Origin of the sequence: Paenibacillus sp. Y412MC10 (assembly GCF_000024685.1) — a bacterium.
GTDB classification, from domain to species: Bacteria; Bacillota; Bacilli; order Paenibacillales; family Paenibacillaceae; genus Paenibacillus_AQ; species Paenibacillus_AQ lautus_A.
Map to the genome: position 1 here is coordinate 4,244,061 of NC_013406.1, position 18,766 is coordinate 4,262,826.

Consider the following 18,766-nt stretch of genomic DNA (forward strand, 5'->3'; position numbering starts at 1 on the left):
TCCACGTAATGTAAGCGCTTAACCTCTCGGGTGTTCTCAGTATGCCTCAAGGGCAAACGGATGACAATAAACCAAATTCCAAACGTGAGAACCAGCTTCGTTACAAGGTTTCAACGTAGAGAAATGACAATTTTCGTTATCTAAACCGTTTTCTAATCATGACTTTAATGCTTGATATATCCGGTGTTTCTTCCGTTTGCAGAATCCTTTAACATAACCCGTTGCATTCGGTACGCATACCGACATTCTCTAGAAAATACGAAACGGGTGCTGCTTCCGGCCGGAAACTTCTGCACCCGTTTCTGGATAAACTATAATCATAAACCGTTTTCGTTATCGAAGCGCTTTCTAGGATCCGAGCTCCGTCCCCGGCGCAGGCTTCATTTGCAGCTTGCGGTAGTCGCCCGGCGTCACACCCGACGTCCGTTTGAACACCCGCCCGAAGGTAATGGAGTTGGCGTATCCGATCTTCTCCGCAATTTCCTGTATCGAGAGGTCGGTCTGCGCCAGAAGCTCCTCCGCCCGCTTCATGCGCAGCTGTACGAGGAAATCCACGAATTTCATATCGTATTCCATCTTAAACAGATAGCTTGCATATTTTCCGGAAATCTGAAAACGGTCGCTCAGATGTTTCAGGGACAAATTCGGATCGTCAAAATGCTCTTCTATATAGTGCTTCATCTCGCTGATCATGGCACGGTAGCTCTTGGTTTCGCTAAGCGCAACATAGGTGCGGTAAATTTCCGTCAACTGATCGGTGATCCTGCTCTGCAGCTCCTCTAAGGTTGCGGCTCCGGCCAGTACATGCTCCCTGCCCTCCGACAGCTGGTTCCTCAGCTCGTCGGATAACACACCGACCTCCCGGGCCAGCAGCTGAAGCATGCTGTTGACCAGAGAACGGATCGTATCGTCCTTCAGACGCTCTGCCTTGAATGAAACAAACATGTCCTTCAGACGGGTTCTCCAGCCTTCATTATTTAATCGAAAGTCCTTGACCAGCTCCGAAATTTCATTCAGGTAAGGAAGCAGGCGGCTTAAATCTCCCCGGGGCAGCTCGTCGCCGACCAGCACGGCATGATCGCCCATCGCCAGCCTGTGGCCGAGCGCCTCGGAGGCTGATTGGTGCGAAGCGCCTATTTCATGCAGCCCGGCAACCGTGCTGCCCAGCCCGAACCTCACCGACAAACGAAGCTTTTCCTCGACCCAGCTCCGACATTCCTCAGCTGCGCGGATCAGGGAAGCACGCGTCTCCTCCTTCACCTCCGTAAGCGCGATCAGAATGCCTACGCGGCTGCCGGCGATCCATTCAATCCAGCTGTTGAAGCCGGCATTGCGTGCAAGCTCCTGAAACACGTTCATCAAGGCAAACTTCAGCACGTTCTGGTCGCGGACGGTATGAACATCCTGAAAACCGCTGTAATCATTGATTTCACCGAGCAGGATGACGTAACCCGCGGGCTGTTCCAACAGCTTCATCGGCGTCAGCTCTGCCATCCGGGATAACAGTTCCTCTTCCGGCTTCTGCCCGCTGATCAGATCCATGAACAGCTGGCTGCGCTGAAGCTGGAGATTCTCGTGCCGCTTTTTGTCATAGTCCATGGACCGGCTGATCAGGCTTTCAAGCGCACTATCGATCATGGAAAGCTCATCCTTGGCGGCCTGGGGCATGTTGAGCTGAATGGACTCGATGCGGTTCATCATGGCTTTGATCGGCTGATAATTCCGCCTGGTAACATAGACGATATAAATAACGGCAAGCACCACGGTTACGAAGCCGATCACGATCCAGATGTAGGACACGACCGACACCCAGGCATAGAGCTGCCCGACCCGGAGACCGCTTTCAAAAGTCCATCCCAGCTGATCCGATTGCAGCGTCGTCAGCACCTTGCCTTCTTTGGCCCGCTTATCCTCTCCGATTTGGGATGCTTCAAATATGAGATCTCCGCTGGAGTCCAAAATATTCAAAAAGGAAACGCTGTCATTTATCATCGGATTGATCATCTGCTCCACCCGGTACATGCTTACGTTAATGACGAGCAGCCCTTGGCTTCCGAAGGGAAGCGGCAAATTTTTATACATGGAGATGACCTGCTTTGGTTCGTTCTCCCCGAGTCCCGTCATGGATCGAACGGCGGACCACCCCCGGTAGTCGTGCTCTTTCACGGCAAACTCGATATAAGAACGGTCCGGAAAAGTCGAGAGCGGGCTTTGGCCGCTGGTGGTCAACACCGACTGATCCGAATGACGGTATAAATAGACCGATTCGATCAGGTCGCTGCCCGATTGTAACCCGCGGAGACGTTTGACAAGCGAGTACATCAAATTTTGGTCGGATGACGGGTTGCTGAACAGATAGCTTGAGTATAGGGCACTCGTCTCCACTTCGTTCAGCACGTTCATCTCGATCGCGTTGATGGAACGATCCAGATCTTCCATAATAAAACGCGTGGAAATTCCGTTCGCCTTGGCTGCCTCTTCGCGCGAGGCCTCATTAAACATGATGAATGAAAGAAACACCAGGATCGTAATCGTGATGAGGAATATGGGAAAATAGGAGAGAAGCAGCTTGCGGTACCAGTTTTGCTGCAAAAAGAGTCATTCCTTTCTCTTCCAGGTTAAGCGTTTTACTTATGCTTGTGCTATATTGTAGCATGTCCGTGTCCCTCCCTGAAAGAGGGCTGTCTTCGAAAGTAGGACGCTTATAAAGCATTAAAACGAGGACATCCATTGTTACAATAAAAAAAGCCGCGATGATCGCGACTTCTTCTATGCTTATGTTCACGACCCGCCCGTAACTGCAAAGCTATTCGAACTCAGAGGCAGGATACGTTTCGAGTACTCCTCAGCCAAGATTAAACGCCCATTCCGTTCATGAACTCCGAGATCATGATTTTCCGTCCGGTCTTGGCGCTTTCCAATGCAGCCAGCACCATCGCCATGCTGTATACGTTGTCGCTGCAGTCCGTTTCCGGCTTGATGCCGGCTTCCAGTGCGTGAAACATATTTTCCAGGCAGCCATGATGTCCGGTCTTCGCCATGGCAGGCAGCGTGCCTTCGATCCGCTCATACTTCCGAATGAAGCTTCCCGATTGATCCCCTTCCGCCACGACCTCCGCATAGATCTCGTCATGTCCGTCCCAGATTGCCGTTCCCCTCTCTCCCGTGACGCGCCAGGCGGCTTCCCAGGAGGTTTGAGCGCCTTCGGCACACCAGGACCCGCGGTAATTGAACACGGAGCCGTCCGACATTTCATAGATGCATATCGCCATCGCATTGCCGGCGTACCAGGAACCGGGCGGGTTGAACTCCTGACAATATACGGATACCGGATCGGCTCCGCTGATCATGCGGGCCTGATCGAAGGTGTGAATGGCCATATCAAGCAGCAGGGGACTGTCCATCAGGTCCCGAAATCCGCCGAAATGCGCGCCAAGAAAGAAATCCGCCCCTATGAATCCAGGCTTTCCGATCGCTCCGCTATCGATCAAAGCTTTAAATGCCCGTATTCGCGGATCAAATCGGCGGTTTTGCATGACGGCATGGGTTCTGCCTGCAGACTCTGCCAGCTTCACGATATCCAGACATTCCGTCATCGATTCTGCTAACGGTTTTTCGCTGAATACATGACACCCGTGCTTCAGCGCAGCCGTGCTAATCCCATAGTGGCTGGCGGGAATGGTCACATCGAATACGATATTCGCACCGCTTGAAGCAAGTGCATCGTTAATATTGTCATACGTCGGACAGGAAAGACCGTGCCGATCGGCAAATGCCTTCGCGAAAGTCTCCTGAATGTCCACGAGACCCACGATTTCAACGTCCTCCCGCCCTTTTGCATAATCCGCCCAAGTATTCGCCATGCTCCCGCATCCCGCGATAACAACTTTAAACGCCGTGGTCATATTTCCATTACTCCCCCTGAATACGTCATCGTTTGATTAACCGCTTTCAATTCATTGCCTAGTGGTTGTAATCATTCCGATATTGGCTTAATGTAGATGAAGCAACTTCATTATAATGGCGATACACAACAATATCTCTATACAACCTTGTGCAATACCACTCTTATCTTGCGGTTCGAGGTGAATTCGTATGTCCTATCCTAGAGAGCTTCATGAGAATACCAGGCTTGGCGATAAGGCGTATCCCGTACAGGTATTTCATAACCTCTGTCCCGGTGCCAAAACGAAGGATTGCATCCTCTATCTCCACTGGCATGAGCATTTTGAGATCCTATGCATGCGCCAAGGGCGCGCCGTCTTCCATATTGATACCACCCCATATGACGTTAAGGCTGGAGAGTTCATCATCATCCCGGGCGGCAGTCTGCATGTGGGTTATGCCCTCGAGGATGGCGATGTGCGGTTTGATTGCGTCGTGGTGAATGCATCCCTGTTTAACGATTCTCTTCATGATCCTGTTCACTCGCGTTATGTCGCTCCATATATGGAAGGCCGGCTGCGTTTTCCCGTCAAGCCTGCGGAGAGTGACCCGGCTGGCGCAGATTGCTATCCGCTGCTGGATGAAGTCATTGAAGAGCTTGCCGTCCGCCGACCGGCTTATGAGCTTATTGCCAAGTCGAAGCTGTACACCCTGTTCGTTCTGCTGGCGCGCACATTCATGCCTGTACAGCTCGCGGAGAAAACGCACGAGCCTTATTTTGCGAATCGGGAGCGTTATAAAAAGCTGATACAGCATATCGAGAACAACATCGGCGAGAAATTGCCGGTGGAGGCCGCCGCTGCGGAAGTCGGTTTGAATCCGTTTCATTTTTGCAAAATGTTCAAGCGTTTAACGGGCCGCACCTTCGTGGATTACGTCAACCTGACCCGGATGAATGAAGCGGAACGGCTGCTTCGCGAACGGACGTTGACCATCACGGAAATTGCCGGCATCGTCGGCTGCAGCAACCCGAATTATTTTACCAAGCTGTATAAACAGTACAAGGGCATGACGCCTTCCCAGGCAAGAATGATATAAAGCTGCGAGTTGATCCTGATTGCTTAGCTGTTATTTCAAGCTGCTCCCTGTACGATGATAAATTGGCACCATGCTTCCTAAATATTAAAAGACTCAACTCCAGCAAAGGCTGCTGTATGTTGAGTCTTTTGGCATTCGTTATCGTATCGGCGAAGCCCCACTTAATACGCCTTGGGCACCTCCACTTTCCTGGTGTTCCCGTCCTCGTTCGTGAAATAGATATGAACCCCATGGTCCTGATCGTCCAGAAAATACGAGACGTATTTACTCTCATCCACTTTCATCGGCACCAGGAGAGTCGCGATGCGATGGCTTGAAGCTGACTTCGTCTCCGCATGCAGATGCCACTGGTTATCCAGCCCTTCGATCTCTTCGGGATCGACGCCGGTGAATTGATTATGCTGATTCAGCGATAGATCGCCTGAGGAGCAGTACACGAATCGCCCCTCCATCTCCGCTTTGCTGCCCATCACTCGGAAGGTCTGCCCCGACAGCTTCATCCGGTTCAAGGTATGGAACAGCCACTCGATACTGGCTGGCTTGGCAAGGTCCACCGTATCCACGATCACAACATAAGATTCGTCGAAGAAATAGATTTCGCGCACATATCGCTCCAGGTAGGGGACATTCGCCCGATAGGCCTGTGTTGCATTCATGCGGGCGTACCCGAAGCCTGCTGCAGCATCGACTTGCTCCACCCTGCCGCTGGCCTCGATGCAGAGAACCTTGTCTTTTCCCGCATACTGACCATGGCCATCGATAAGAATATTGTTCGTCGAATGTGTCTGCCTACGCCAGTTCATATGCATCGTGCTGCCGAAGGCGATATAGTACCCGCTCTCGATAGCCAGCGGCTCGCCGTATGCGTGCAGCAGGAAGCCGTTCTGGTCACCGTGACTGTGGCTCATCGAGCCGTATCGGCTGCTCTTCGCAAGCAGCATGATGTGTTCATCCGGATCATCCATCCGGTGATGCATCGCCACCCAGTCAATATCGCGGAACCATTTGACGGATTGAATGGCCCCTTCATTGGGTTCCGAAGCGTCCGATAAGGCAAAGGGAACGGTATCCGATGGAGGAACGGCTTCCACCTGAGGAAAGTCATGCCGATACAGCATATCGTCAAACCGGAAATCCCACCAGCCGTAATTATAAAATTTGGAGTCGGCATCCGTATCGGATTTGGCCACTTGTTCGAAATACCATTGATACAGCCCGTTTCCCGTAATGCCTGCAAACTGGCGAATATTGAAGGCCGTCTTCAGGCTGACAGGTTCTCCAAGGTAGGACTGGTCGCCGAAGCTGGCCCGAATCGTATCCGGACTGCTGCAATATAGCGGAAAATCGCCGGTGCGCCCGAAAAACGGACGTTTATAAAAATCGATCGCTACGTAATTGCGGATGAGATTGAGCGCATCGATCACGAATGCCATGCCGGTTGTCCAATAGAGCGGCCCTTCTGCCCAGCCCCCGTCCTCTCCGCCCCATGGGGAGTAGAGGCAGGCGTAGTATTCCAGCGTGTAATCCAGCCATGTCCGCGCGCTCGCTTCTTCATGAAGCAAGGCGATGCAGGCTGGGACCAGAGCCGAGGATAACGAACGAACCGCATGGCTGTCGTAAGGGACATGATGGATCTTCGAGCGCTCCATCACATGGAAGGCCACCTGCTCGGTACGGCGCAGCAAGGCGCCCCTGACGAGATCAATCTCCTCAGCGCCGAGGTAATCGTGAAGCCAGTCGTACCCCCAGGCAAGCGCCCCGACCATGCGGAAAGCGGCTTCATCGTTGTAATCGCGGGACGTTGTTCCCTCCGTATCCCAACGGGCCGCGTGGAGCAGCCACGTTTTCGCTTTGGCTATCAAAGCATCATCCTGCAATATAACTCCTGCCACGCTTAAATGCCGGATGGCATAGAGCGTTTCCTGGCAATCCATGTACATTTGTCGCCACAGCTTCGCGACGCGCTTGTTGCCCGGATAACGCTCCGGTTCCGGGATTAGCGGCTTATTCACCCATGGAAGGACCGATCTCTCGTAAAAGGCCTGCCAGCCGCAGTAATCTTCATCCTTGCGGAGACCTTCCCGGAACGCCTCAATCCCCTTTTCGTCCAACCATAACCGCGGATGACCGGTATGTGTGCGTTCGTACCTTTCCGCTCTGCCAGGCAGGGGAGTCTCGGGCAGCCCCTCCGGGACATGAAACATTCGGGATTGACTCCAAGAAGAACGGTTATGCTCCAAGTCCGCGGTATCCTCCACTTGCTCACCGGTCAGCAAGGCATAGCGCCAATAATAAGTACCCGGCTCCAGCGGTCGATCCGGAGTGTATAAGTTATAGGGAATCGGCGATATCGTCGTCGTGGCCCCCGTTTCATACGAGGGTGAAGTCGAGATCTGCAGCATATAACGGTCGTCCTCAAGCTGTCCCGGCATCCAGGTGAAACGGGGAGGATTCTCGAGAAGCTTACTCCCTTCGTTCGGTTGATACGGCACGGACAATAATCCGCTTTTCGGTTCAAACAAGGTTTTCATCGAGCACCCTCTCCTTCAACCCGTTGTTGGTCATTGTAAAGCTTCTTGTCGTCCTCCCATCCGACAGATGGAGCCAATCCCCGTCCGCAGCATGCGTCCATCGCAAGGATATCGGCTCATTTCCGGCACGATAAACGACGATGAAGCGGGCTTTCGAATCCAATCGGTGAAGCCGGATTCCTTCCATGGGACGGCTGGGATCGTCAGCTAGCCCAGGTGATTCCACTCGTGAGCATACCGTTCCTTCAAAGGTGGCAAAGGATGCTACCGCAAGCGCTCCTGACTCGTTAGCGATATGAAGGTCAACCTGCATACCGTCTCTGGACCATACATTAGAGGAGCGCTCTTTTACGTATGCGCGTCCGTCCTCGTTTCCCGGTTCCGCCGACCCGCTGTACTGAACCTCATCCGAAGCTTGGCGAAGCAGCCCTATGCCGACGTAATGAAACCACCAATCCACGGCGGCCGGTTCATCCAATTCCACTTCGAACCAATCCAGCAGCCAATCTTCCGCCATGATCAAATGCCGGTCCAGAATGCCATGATCGTAGGCTTCATCGGCCCGAACCCAAATATAGGAACGGTTTGGAGCGGATTCATACCGCATGCATTTGCCTTCGGCCGGATTCTGCGAGCGGCCGCCTACGGAGACGGTGTTGTGGCAGGCAGTATGGGGGTACCATTCCTTTTTCAGAACCGATCCATAAGGTACAGTTCCACGATCTGGCGAAAGAGGCTGATCCCCGGCATGAATCATCAGATTCAATTTATCAAAGTGACCATGCGAACCGCCATGGGGGCCAAAATCAATCAGCGCTTGAAGGCCTTGGGGATCGTTCGTCCTTAACAGGGCGAACCCGCTGTGAGGAAGAAAAACGGAATTACGCGATTCGCCGTCGGCATGATTTAAGTTACCGCCTGCGATCCCCCCCGCTTCATGAGCTGTCAGATCACGATCTGCTTGCATAGCGTCTCCCGGTCTTGGGACCTCACGGGTGACCTGTACTTCGATAATATCCCCCGTTTCCCATATCTCGCCCGATTTCAACATAGGCGAGTTCCTTATGCCGGGAGCCGCCATACCGTTTCGGCCATCCCATGATCCCGTGCCGTACAGCAGTGCCTCCAGCATGCCGATTCTGCCGGCTTCTCCATTCAGTTCCCGATATGCATGGCCAAGCAATCGTCGATAGCTCTTATCCCCAAATACGGATAAGCCGATCTCCGCAACTTCCGCAATTTCTCGCGCGAATGGGGCCCTGCGATAAGGACCATCGTGAAGTGAAGGCAAGAAGCCGTTTGGGTCTGATAATCGAACCAGGACCGATAACATTCCCTGCATGCATTGGCCTTGCTCCCCTCTCAGGGAAAAAAGCTCTTCACCAACCCTGCTCCCCATTTCCGCAGCAATCAGGTAAGCACGGAGCACGAATACGTGATAGTAAATGCTGCCTTCAAATTCAAGCTGATCGGGCTTGACGGCAATGGTGAGATGATGGCGCAGCCCGCCTTCCTGCTCAACCAGCTGCTTCAGCTTCTTCGTTTCGCCTTGCACCGCATAGATACAGAACAAAGCGGCGATCAGCCAAGCGGTATAGTTGTTCTCAGGATTTCCGCGTTCCCGGGACAAAATATGATGATATTCCGTCATGCTGCTCTCCAGCATGTGCAGGAACCGGTCAATCTTCCGAAGATCCGCCTCATCAAACCATACGCCCTCATCCCGCAGAAGCAGATATCCACGAAGAAGCGTCGTTGCCCAGATGGCTTCGGTTAAAGCCTGATGGAATGCTCTCCCTTTCAGCATCCATGGCTGCGCATCCGGGTGGACAGGATACAGCGGAAATTGCTCCGCATATCGAACGATCAGCCTTTTTCCAAGATCGGCGTAAACCTTCTCCCCCGTGCCCGCATAGACGGCGGCGGATTGCAGAGCATATCGGGCCATGGCCTGATGCTTGAATACCAGCCATGCTCCCCGATACGGTTCTCCTTTCCATTCGCAGCCATACGGACAGCGAAAGGTGCCGCCGTCGGCTTCCAGAGGATCAAACAACAGCTCCGTGTGATGTTCGGGACAAACGAATTGGTGCCACCAGCCGCCGGGCTCGAGGGGAACATCCAGCTTCCGGTCAATTACTTGGTCCAGCTCGGCCTTCAGGATATCGATCGTTTGCACGCCCCACGCATACGAGTTCAGCTTCGCCTTCACCTTCATCCAATCCCTCATCGCATGAACATGCCGCCGTTGATTTCGATCGTCTCACCTGTTATATAAGAAGACAGCCCCGAGACGAGAAACAACACGGAGCCGGCGACATCGTCCGGCGTGCCTTCTCGTCCAAGCGGAATGCCCTGAATGGTAGCTTTGCGCGCATCATCCGGGGTAAAGGTCGCGTGAAACGCCGTTTGCCCGATAAAGCCGGGGGATACGGCATTCACATTGATTCCGCTTGAAGCAAGCTCCTTCGCCAAGCCTTTGGTAAAGCTCAGGACGGCAGCCTTGCTTGCTGCATAAATGCTAGCACCCGGTCCGCCGCCGTTGTGCGCCGCAACGGAGGTCATGTTCACGATGCGGCCTTGACCGGCCGCTTTCATCCCCGAAATGACCGCTTTGCTCACGAATACCGTGCTTTTCATATTGACGTCCATGATCTTGGCGTAGAGCTCCTCGGTCATTTCCGCATTTGCCAGCCGTTGGACCAAATGCCCCGCATTGTTAACCAGAATCGTTACCGGTCCGCCAAACGCCTTTTCCACTTCCGCCACAAGCGCCTCCGCCTGTTCTGCTTGCGCAACGTCTGCGCGAAAAGCATGGGCTTCGCCGCCAAAATCCCGGATCTCGGCAACGGCCTCTTCGGCAGCCTCCTTGCTGTTCAGATAATTCAGCGCTACCTTGGCTCCGCTTCTCGCCAGCATGATGGCAACCGCCCGACCGATTCCTCCGCTAGATCCTGTGACTAAAGCGACGTTACCCGATAGATTTATTTGCATGTTGATCCCTCCTGATTAGGTTTGCAGCTGTTTCAGCCTGTTTTCTTGCTCACATTTTCTTTCCATTCGCGGCATCGTCATGACGATGCTTGTGCCTTGACTCGGCGAACTATGAACCGTTATCCCGTACGCTTCGCCGTAAACCATCTGAATTCGGCGATGGACGTTCACGATGCCGATGCCGCCTCTGCGCCTGGCGCGTTTCCCCTCTTCATCATCGACCAGGCGGTTTTCCTCGAGCCTTTTGCGCAGTTTATGAAGCTTATGGTCCGCAATGCCTGCCCCGTTGTCCTCGACAATGACCAGCAAATTGTCTCCGTCGACTCTCGTATCAATCCGAATGTAATGCCACGCCTCGATTCCTTCCGGAAAGGCATGCTGGAATATATTCTCCACAATCGGCTGCAGGGAGAGCCTGACCATCTTCTCCAACAGGAGCTCGGGCGGCGTTGCCACCTCGATCTCAAAATCGCGCCCGATCCGATGCTTCAAGATCATCATGTAATGCCGCACATGGTTCAGCTCGTTGGCAATCGTGATTTCCTCCAGATTGGTCTGAATGGAATATCGAAGCATGAAAGCCATGGCCTCCACCATGTCCGAAATTTCGTCCGAATCCTGAACGATCGCGTAACAGTTGATCGTTTCCAGCGTGTTGTACAAAAAATGCGGATTGATCTGCAATTGAAGCGCCTGAAACTCGGCACGCTGGCGCTCCAGCTGGATGTCCTGCAGCTCCAGCTGCGTCTTTTGGTTGTGGAGCTCCGTGTCGTATACCTGCTCGATCATGTCGGACAACCGGCTGACCATGAGATTGTAGCTGTGGATCAATCCCCCGATTTCATCCTCGCGCGGTTTCACGTCGGTGATGTGCGTCCAGTTCCCCTTCTCCGTCTGCCTCATCCCGTTCTTCAAATTGCGGATCGGATTCACGATCGATTTCCCGAATCTGTATGCCAGAACGAGCGCAATGAACAAGGTGACAAAGCCTACGATAATGGTGGTGGAGCGGATGCCCGAAATCGGCGCCCGGAGCTCATCCAGCGGCATCATAATGACGAGGCTCCAGCCCGAATATTCGGACTGGCGCGAGATGATCATCGCTTTCTCGCCTAATACCGGTTCAATGAAGCGATGATCGCCCTTGGCGATAATGCGCTTCGGCAGGTCCGTGGTCGTGATTCCCTCCATATCCACGTGCTCTGGGGCATAAACGACCTCGCCTTCACGATCCAGGATGAAAAAGAAACCCTGTTCCCCCAGGTCGACGCCATTCCATAAACCCGACAGCTGATCTTCATTGAATTCTACTGCAAGCACGCCTTTAACGTCGTAGGAATTCATTCCACGGATTTTGCGGGCAACCGTAATGACGTTGTCGCGATCCTGTTCCAGCAGGCTGGTCTTCAAGATGACGATCTCCCCGTTCCCCGGCGTCTTCTCCGTCAATTCACGAAGTCGGTCCGACGGATCGATCGACATGGCGGAGAAATTCTGGTTCTGATCGAAAATCGAACGGCCATGGAACCCCAGAATATACATCATATGGGTCTGCGTGGGGTATTGAATGAAAATCTTCTGAAAGACATCCTTTCGGATGAGATGGGTGAACCGGTAATGCTCGTAACTGTCGCTGGGGTCCATATCCAAAAATCGTTTCACCGAATCCTGCAGCAAAATCGTATTGCTGATCCGCTCGAACATTTTCAGCTGATTATCCGTTTGCCTTGCGGCGTTCGTGATGACGGTGGTCATATACTTCTCGACCTGCTCGTCAATCGCTTCGGATGATTTCATGTAGAAGAAGACGCCGACCGTGGTAAGCGAGAACATCACGACGATGAAGAAGTACAGGAAGATTTGACGGGACAGGCTCTTCCGCATCATTCGATCCCCAGCATCTCCCGGTATTCGGAAGGGGTGTAACCGGTGACCTTCTTAAAGGTTTTGGTAAAATGGGGATGATCCGCATACCCCACTTCGAACGAAATGTCCGTTATTTTATAATGCGGAATGGCAAGGAGCTTCTTCGCCTTCTCCATTCGTTTCTTGATCCGGTAATGGACAAAGGTCTCGTCCGTCATCTGCTTGAACAGCTGGCTGAAATACGACGGGTTGAGTCCAAGCATGTCGGCCACCTCATCCAGCGAGAGATCGCGGGACAAGTTACGCTCGATATAGGCTTTCGCTTCCTCTACAGGCTCCTTCGCATTTCCTTTTCTCTTCTCGCGTATGAGTTTCACCGTCTGATTCACGGCCAGACGAAATCTCTCGAAATAATGATGGTTCCCTCCGGGCGCAGGCCCCGATATTCCCGTCATGCGTTCGAACGAATATACGTCCCTGCCGTTTAACTGCTTGATCAATTTCGCGTACAGCTCATCCAGCAGCTCCTGAAGCTGGATCGATTCGAACCGGCGCTCATTGCAATAATCCTCGATTTCCTGCAGCTTCATCTGGATATCGTTCATTTGCAAATGCCATACGGCCAGCTCGAGCTGCTCCAGCCAATCCTCCAGCTTGGAAAGCGGAAAATAGAACCGCTGCTTCTCCTGCATGGATATTCGATCCGCCATCAATTTGTTCATGGTGTTATGTACCACCGATTTGGTCACGGGCTTGAGCAGATATTCCTTAACCCCATACGACATGCATTTCTGGGCGTATTCGAAATCGCCGTAACCGGAGATGACAACGACCGTGATATCGCCGTATGTTTCATATAACTGCTTGCTTAACTCCAGGCCGTCCATCTTGGGCATCTTGATATCCGTAAATATGAAGTCCGGTCGTGCCGTCTGGATCGCTTCCAATGCTTCCATGCCGTTTCCGGCCGTTTCCGCTTGAATCATGGCCGGATCCGTCTGCGTGATCAGTTTCGCCAAGCCCATCCTTATCATAGGTTCATCATCAACGACCAGAATGCGGTACATCACCTATTCCCCTTTCAAAACAGCGAGAGTAGTTTAGCTTTAGCAAGATACTCCTCTGCTTGGACAAGCAGAGGAGTCATTCTTCAACACTATACTAAAACATGCCCCGCCTATTCGAAAGCGTTTTCTTTTTCGTTGTATCGTTTTGTGGCTTCCTCAATAATCTCTTTACCGCCCTTCGACAGATACTCCTCGAGCACCTTGCCGTAGTTATCGATCGGCTCCCTTCCGTATACCATGCGGAGCACGTGCTCCAGAATCAGCGGAGGCAGTTCATCCGATTTCGGATTCAGCTCCGGATATTTCACCATCGCCTCCAGTCTCGGGTCGAATTCTATTCCGCGGCGGCCCTCAGTCGATAACATGTTATCAAAAGCATCAATCAGCTCTTTGCCGGAATCGGACAATTCGGACACGCGTTTGTTGTACGTTGTGTCCTGCACCAGCCACAGCCAGTAGTTCAAATAACGCATCTTATCCGCGCCTGCCGCGTCCGTCGGCACCTCGAAGACCGGCTTTCCGTCGGTTACCTGATAATCCTCGCCCTCGATGCCGAAGCTGAAGAACAATTCCGCGTCCTCACTGACCATCCAGTTGAAGAACTTCACGATATCCTCCGCTTTGTCCTTCGCCTTCGCGTTGATGAAGAAGGAACGCGTGACCGGATTATAATGGGCATATCCCCCTTTACCGTCAGGTCCTACAGGCGAAGGAATCAGCGCCACTTTCGCGTCCGGCACATTCTCCTTCAGCTGGGTTCCCCAGATCGGAAGCTCGTTGGCATTCATAGACCACATGCCGGCTTTGCCGCTCGTGACGATGGATTTGAAATCCGCGCTTTCAATGGTCGCGAATTCCTTGCTGATCAATCCTTCCTCATGCATCGTCTTATAGATCTGAATGGCCTGCTTCATATTTTCTTCGTCAAAAAAGGTGGGCTTTACTTGCCCGTCCGGGAACACCTTGAATTGGTTCAGGTAACCCAGCACGTCATAGGCTCCGAAGAAGGTATCGGCATATTTGAAATTCTGACGTCCCGCATAAGGCTGCTCCACCCCGGCTTCCTTGAACGCGCGCAGAACCTCCATCGTCTCTTCCACCGTTGTCGGGATCTCCTTGCCTACCTTTTCCAGCAGGTCGGTCCGAATCCATGTGGCCCGTCTGGACGGATTGGACAAGATTTCGGGAATCCCATAGATATTGCCCGTCTTGGAATCCGTCATCCGCTTCCAGGCTTCCTCGGGGATAAACTTGAGCAGGTCCTGTCCGTGCTCCTGCAGCAGGTCGTTGAGCGGAAGAAAGACTCCGTTCTCCACGGCACCCGCCAGCTCGGGACCGCTGATTCCGCCAGTGCCCTGCACCACATCCGGTATGTCGTTCGTTGCGAACATCTGCACCATTTTATCCTGATATTCGTTATGCGGAATGAGGCGGATATCGAGGTCCGTATTCGTCATTTTCTCTAGCTCCAGCACGTACTTATCCTTGTTGATATCCGGATTCTTCTCAACGTAGGAAACGTTAAGCGTCCGCATCGAAATGGAAAATTTCGTGGCTCCCGCTTCATTCCCGCCTTGGCCGTCGCCCCCGGCGTTGGCTCCTCCGCCTCCGCCATTATTGCCCGCACAGCCGACGAGCATGGCCAGTACAAGACCTGACGTAAGCGCACGTGTCCAGCTTTTTCTCATGAATACCCCTCTTTTCAAGCTAATATAGTCGCTTATAATAGCGCTTTCAAACTTATTATCAGTATAGAGAGCCGTCTGGGCGGGAACAAGGAATGTCTTTGGCTCGGTTTGTCGTTTTTTTAGGGCTATTCTTTGATCGACCCGATCATCATCCCGTGAATGAAGAAGCGCTGCAGAAACGGATACAAGAGAATGATGGGCAGCGTGGCTACCAGAATAACCGCCATCTGAATGCCCTGCACGGACTGGGAGCTTGCTTCGAACGCCATGTTGCCCGTATCGGTCAGGCCCTCGTTCACCAGAAGTTCCCTCAATTTTACCTGGAGCGGATACTTGCTGCGGTCATTGATATAGTAAAGGGCATCCATATATTTGTTCCAATTCGTTACGGAATAGAAAATCCCTACCGTCGCCAGCGCCGGCTTGGATAACGGAAGCACGATGCTCCATAAAGTACGGACCTCGCTGCATCCGTCGATTCGGGACGAATCGATCAGTTCGCCCGGAATTTGGGTGAAGAACGTGCGAAGCACAAACAGGTTGAATGCGCTGATCGCCGATGGCAGCATCAAGGACCACAGCGTGTTGACGAGATTCAGCTCACGCATCAGAATGAATTGCGGGATGAGTGGTGCCGTAAAAATCATGGTCAACAGGATGATAATCATGATGGTTTTTCTGCCGACGTATTCGGGCCTGGAGAGCGGGTACGCCAGCGAAGCGGTTGCTGCCAGATTGATGAAGGTTCCGAATATCGTAATATAGACGCTGATCCCGAATGCCCTCCAGATGGAAACATCATTGAATACATGCTTGTAGTATGCAAAGGTGAATTCCACCGGCCAGAACATCACTTCTCCGCGATCGATAGCGCCCGGGCTGCTGAACGACTGGGCAATGACATTGAGAAAAGGGAGCAGCATGGTGAGTGCAAGAAAGGTAAGGATGATATAGTTGAATACAAGAAACATTTTTCTGCCTGCACTGTCATATTTCACGTTGGTGGTCACTCCCCTCTAATACAGCGACTCGCCGGTCGCTTTCTTGCTGATGGTGTTTGCAATGGCGATCAGGAACAAGCCGACAACGGACTTGAACACCCCGATGGCGGTGGCATAACTGTACTGAAGCTGCTGCAAGCCGGCTTTGTAAATATATGTGTCCAAAATTTCGCTGGACTGGATGTTAAGCGGGTTCTGAAACACGAATACGCGTTCAAACCCGTAATCCATGAAATCCCCGATCTTGAGCAGGAACAGGATCGTGATCACGGGAAGCAGCGCCGGCAGGGTAATGCTTAGGGTTTGGCGCCATCTCCCCGCTCCGTCGATTTCGGAGGCTTCGTAGAGATCCGGATTGATGCCTGCGAGCGCCGCCAGATAGATGATGGTTCCCCAGCCGACATCTCTCCATAATCCGGAGCCCACCAATACCGTTCGAATGTAGGAATCTTCGCCTAGGAAATAGATCGGTTCGATGCCGAACCACCCGAGCACCACGTTCACGATCCCCGATGATGGAGACAGGATGCCCACAAAGATACCGCTTACAATAACCCATGACAGAAAATGCGGCGCATAGAATATCGTCTGGACAATTTTCTTGTAAACGACCTGGCGAACCTCATTCAGCAATAAAGCCAGGACGATGGGGGCCGTAAAAGCAAACAGAATGTCATAAGTACCCAGCAGAAGCGTATTGCGCAGAATTTTCAGAAAATCATAGTGCTGGAACATTCGCCCAAAGTGCTCAAGGCCCACCCAGGGACTTCCCGTTACGCCCGCAAACAAATTGTAGTTCTGGAATGCGATCACGGAGCCCATTAACGGAACATATTTGAACAATGCGAAGAACAGCAGTCCCGGCAGCGATATGAAGTACAGCGCCCTATATTTCCACATGAATCCGAGCAGCTTTCTCCGTTTATCAAGCTTTCCCTCCAGAATCGGGCTTACCGCTGCTTTGTTTGGCTCGGCCATCTGTCATCACCTCTTGTTTCTCAAATGGGCCGGTGCGTTGTCATCTATCGGAATTTCGTCAAACCGGATGCTGATAAATTTAGGCTCCCGGTCAATGATCCGCGACAGCTCCTTTGTAAAAACGTCAACGATTTCGTTCTTCTGCTCATCCGTGCGTCCTTCGTACATTTTAATCGTAATTTGCGGCATCGGCTGATCGCCTCCTTAGGAAATGGATGTGATGAATATCCTTATCCTATAGGTTTTCATGACCGGGCAGCAATGGAGGAAGATCGGTTCCTTTGTGTTTTTTTTAGGTGGATCGGCGGCTTGTGTTTTTTTAAGTTCGGCTTGTGATTTCAACAGTTTTTAAACGGCTGGTCTAGAAATTCGAAGCGTTCTGTGGAACAATGGTTCAAAGCAGATGCCAAGCAGATGCAAACACGGGCCGCTCGATGCCATCAGTTATGGGAGGTTAGCGATGAACGGACAAGTGAAGGAAGAGGTAACGACCTATGCGTCGTTATGGGGAAAACTCGAAAAGAAAGTAACGCGTATGACGGGTCAGCTCCAAGGCAAAGTTCCCCATGCCACAAAGAACGGGATCTATGATTCCACCCGGATCGATTGGTGGACCTCCGGTTTTTGGCCGGGGATGCTATGGATGATGTATGATATGACCAAGCAGCCGCAGTATAAGGAATGGGCTTGGGAATGGGATATTCGGCTTGAAGAGGCGCTGATCGGAGACAGTAACTTTCATCACGATGTAGGTTTTCAATTTCTGCCGACGGCCGTCATCAAATATAAACTGACCGGCGATCCGGATGCCAGGCGGAGAGGATTGTTGGCGGCTACCCTGCTCGCAGGAAGGTATAACCCCGTCGGCAGATTCATTCGCGCTTGGAATCAGGTGAAGCCTACCTCGTGGAACCACGGAAACGAAGGCTGGTCCATCATCGATTCCACCATGAATCTCTCCCTCTTGTTCTGGGCTTCCGAGGAGAGCGGCGATCCGAGATTCGCTCATATCGCCAGAGAGCAGGCCAATACGGTTGCTGAACATTTCATTAGACCCGACGGCTCGGTTCGGCACATCTGCCGGTTTGACCCGTTGACGGGCGAATATATGGAATCGCTTGGAGGGCAAGGCTTTGGACCGGAATCGGCCTGGAGCCGGGGAGCAGCCTGGGCTTTGCACGGGATGGCGAACACCTATCGGTATACCGGCGATATTCGGTATCTCGACGCTGCCAAGCGAGTCGCTCATTTCTTTGTGGCTTCCCTTGAGGAAGATTCCATTCCGCTTTGGGATTTTCGGGCGGAACGCAAGGATTTGAAACGTCCCGATTATGACGGGACGGAACCATCCCAAATGCCATCGGAGCCAAGGGATACATCTGCGGCATCCTGCGCCGCTTCCGGGCTGCTTGAAATCGCGGACCTCGTCCCGCAAGCCGAAAGCGCTCTGTACCGCGGCAGTGCCTTGCGTATCATCGACTCCTTGACGAACCGTTACGCCGAATGGGATGATCCGGATTATGAAGGCATACTGAAAGAGGCCACCGGGCATCTGCCTGCCGGACAAAATATAAACGTCTCGCTCATCTATGGCGATTACTATTATGTTGAGAGCGCAGCCAAGCTAATGGGATGGAAAAACCGGATCTTCTGATCCG

Annotated in this window: 13 protein-coding genes; 2 read left to right on the forward strand and 11 right to left on the reverse strand. The window is 52.5% G+C overall.

The features are described from left to right. Positions 1-348: 348 nt before the first annotated feature. Positions 349-2,592, reverse strand: a complete 2,244-nt coding sequence (locus GYMC10_RS18225; protein ID WP_015735892.1) for a helix-turn-helix domain-containing protein — start codon at positions 2,590-2,592, stop codon at positions 349-351. 263 nt (positions 2,593-2,855) lie between these two features. After that, positions 2,856-3,905 (reverse strand): Gfo/Idh/MocA family protein, encoded by a 1,050-nt coding sequence (locus tag GYMC10_RS18230; RefSeq protein WP_015735893.1) that lies wholly within the window; start codon positions 3,903-3,905, stop codon positions 2,856-2,858. A 190-nt stretch (positions 3,906-4,095) separates the two neighbouring features. Between GYMC10_RS18230 and GYMC10_RS18235 the strand changes: the two genes are divergently transcribed. Further along, positions 4,096-4,983, forward strand: a complete 888-nt coding sequence (locus tag GYMC10_RS18235) for a helix-turn-helix transcriptional regulator (protein WP_015735894.1) — start codon at positions 4,096-4,098, stop codon at positions 4,981-4,983. A 161-nt stretch (positions 4,984-5,144) separates the two neighbouring features. Here GYMC10_RS18235 and GYMC10_RS18240 read toward each other — a convergent pair whose 3' ends face one another. The 9 genes from GYMC10_RS18240 to GYMC10_RS18280 all read right to left on the reverse strand — a co-directional run bounded on the left by GYMC10_RS18240 (position 5,145) and on the right by GYMC10_RS18280 (position 17,297). Next, a complete protein-coding gene (locus tag GYMC10_RS18240) occupies positions 5,145-7,514 on the reverse strand; it encodes a DUF4962 domain-containing protein (protein ID WP_015735895.1) in 2,370 nt (789 codons plus the stop codon). Beyond that, positions 7,498-9,732 (reverse strand): heparinase II/III family protein, encoded by a 2,235-nt coding sequence (locus GYMC10_RS18245; RefSeq protein ID WP_015735896.1) that lies wholly within the window; start codon positions 9,730-9,732, stop codon positions 7,498-7,500. The genes GYMC10_RS18240 and GYMC10_RS18245 overlap by 17 nt, the downstream gene beginning before the upstream one ends. An 8-nt stretch (positions 9,733-9,740) precedes the next feature. After that, on the reverse strand, positions 9,741-10,508 hold the full coding sequence (locus GYMC10_RS18250; RefSeq protein WP_015735897.1) for an SDR family NAD(P)-dependent oxidoreductase: 768 nt from the start codon (positions 10,506-10,508) through the stop codon (positions 9,741-9,743). 15 nt (positions 10,509-10,523) lie between these two features. After that, positions 10,524-12,395, reverse strand: a complete 1,872-nt coding sequence (locus GYMC10_RS18255; RefSeq protein WP_015735898.1) for a sensor histidine kinase — start codon at positions 12,393-12,395, stop codon at positions 10,524-10,526. Then, a complete protein-coding gene (locus GYMC10_RS18260; protein WP_015735899.1) occupies positions 12,392-13,441 on the reverse strand; it encodes a response regulator in 1,050 nt (349 codons plus the stop codon). The genes GYMC10_RS18255 and GYMC10_RS18260 overlap by 4 nt, the downstream gene beginning before the upstream one ends. Before the next feature lie 110 nt (positions 13,442-13,551). Beyond that, the gene (locus tag GYMC10_RS18265; protein ID WP_015735900.1) at positions 13,552-15,129 is read right to left on the reverse strand and encodes an extracellular solute-binding protein; all 1,578 of its coding nucleotides are present in this window, start codon (positions 15,127-15,129) and stop codon (positions 13,552-13,554) included. Positions 15,130-15,254: 125 nt separating this feature from the next. Further along, complete coding sequence (locus tag GYMC10_RS18270) at positions 15,255-16,127, reverse strand: carbohydrate ABC transporter permease (RefSeq protein WP_015735901.1); 873 nt, start codon at positions 16,125-16,127, stop codon at positions 15,255-15,257. Between the two features lie 18 nt (positions 16,128-16,145). Beyond that, positions 16,146-17,108: an ABC transporter permease gene (locus GYMC10_RS18275; RefSeq protein WP_015735902.1), complete on the reverse strand. Its 963-nt coding sequence runs from the start codon at positions 17,106-17,108 to the stop codon at positions 16,146-16,148. A gap of 6 nt (positions 17,109-17,114) precedes the next feature. Further along, a complete protein-coding gene (locus GYMC10_RS18280; RefSeq protein ID WP_015735903.1) occupies positions 17,115-17,297 on the reverse strand; it encodes a tautomerase family protein in 183 nt (60 codons plus the stop codon). Positions 17,298-17,568: 271 nt separating this feature from the next. Here GYMC10_RS18280 and GYMC10_RS18285 point away from each other — a divergent pair, with 271 nt between their 5' ends. Continuing rightward, a complete protein-coding gene (locus GYMC10_RS18285) occupies positions 17,569-18,762 on the forward strand; it encodes a glycoside hydrolase family 88 protein (RefSeq protein WP_015735904.1) in 1,194 nt (397 codons plus the stop codon). The last annotated feature ends 4 nt before the right edge of the window (positions 18,763-18,766 follow it).